Annotated in this window: 1 protein-coding gene; it reads right to left on the reverse strand. The window is 49.9% G+C overall.

Going from position 1 to position 1,358, the window contains the following annotated elements; translation table 11 throughout:
• The coding region (locus tag ET33_RS35950) for a condensation domain-containing protein (protein ID WP_036694188.1) at window positions 1–1,358 on the reverse strand (1,358 nt) is incomplete at both ends.

Here is a 1,358-nt window from a genome sequence, read left to right on the forward strand (position 1 = left end):
CGAGATCGTCTTCCCCTTGCTCCGTATTTTGCAGCACAAACATCGTGTCGAATAAGGGATGACGGCTCATGTCTCTTTTCAAGTCGAGCTTGTCGACCAGCGCTTCAAACGGATAATCCTGGTTTTCAAACGCTTTTAGCGACGTTTCTTTCACTTCTTGCACATAGTCATGGAACATCTTTTCCCCGGCCGGATAATGGCGCAGGGCCAACGTATTCACAAACATCCCGATGATGCTTTCCAAATCCGCATGTGGTCTTCCCGCAATCGGCGTGCCTACAATGACATCTTCTTGCCCTGTATATTTATGCAGCAAAGCGGTGTAGGCAGCCAGCAATACCATATACAGGGTCGATCCCGTTTGAGCCGCTAGCTGCCTTAACCCCATACTTCTTGCGTGATCGACGACAAACTCGATTCGGTCTCCCGCAAAGCTTTGTACCGAAGGTCTCACATAATCGGTCGGCAAGTCCAGAACCGGAAGCTCCCCGTCAAAAGCATTCAACCAGTACGCTTCCTGTTTGATCATTTGTTGATTGTGGACTTGCGACTGCTGCCATGACGCATAATCCTTATACTGAATCCGAAGCGGCGACAGGTCTTTTCCTTCATACAAACGGTTGAATTCTTCAACCAGAATGCCGATGGATACGCCGTCCGAAACGATATGATGCATATCGAATAATAAAATATGCTCATTTTCTTTCAATTGAATAAGCCCTACTCGCAACAACGGTGCCTGCGCAAGATCAAACGGGCGAATGAATCGGCGAATATGTTCCTCCGCCTCTTCTTGGCTCGCTTGGTTATACTCCACCTCAAAAGCAACTTCAGGATGCACCTTCTGCTGCGGTTCGCCGTTCACCACATCAAAACTGGTCCGCAGCGTTTCATGCCGCTGAATCAGTTTCCTGAACGCTTCTTCCAATCGCTCGCGATCCAAGGAACCTTCCACCGTCATGATTCCTGGCATGTTGTAGCTAATTCCGCCGTCCCCCAATTGGCTCAAAATATACAATCGTTTTTGCGCCGATGAGACAGCATAATACTCGCTTTCCTCTACTAACGGGATAGATGCATAAGCGATTCGCTCCCGGCCCTCGATCAGTTGAGCCATTTGTTCAATCGTGGACGATTGGAACACTTCTCGCAACAAGATACGGCTATTCATCTCTTTATGAATTTTGGCAATCAACACCGTTGCCCGCAGCGAGTGCCCGCCGATCTCGAAGAAGTTGTCCCGGATTCCGACCTTACCGATGCCCAGCACTTGCTGCCAAATTTCCACCAACTGTGCTTCTACAGCCGTGCGCGGAGCTACGTACTCCGTTCCGGTCGGCACGCTTCCCTCCGGCGCA

Source organism: Paenibacillus tyrphae (genome assembly GCF_000722545.1).
GTDB classification, from domain to species: domain Bacteria; phylum Bacillota; class Bacilli; order Paenibacillales; family NBRC-103111; genus Paenibacillus_G; species Paenibacillus_G tyrfis.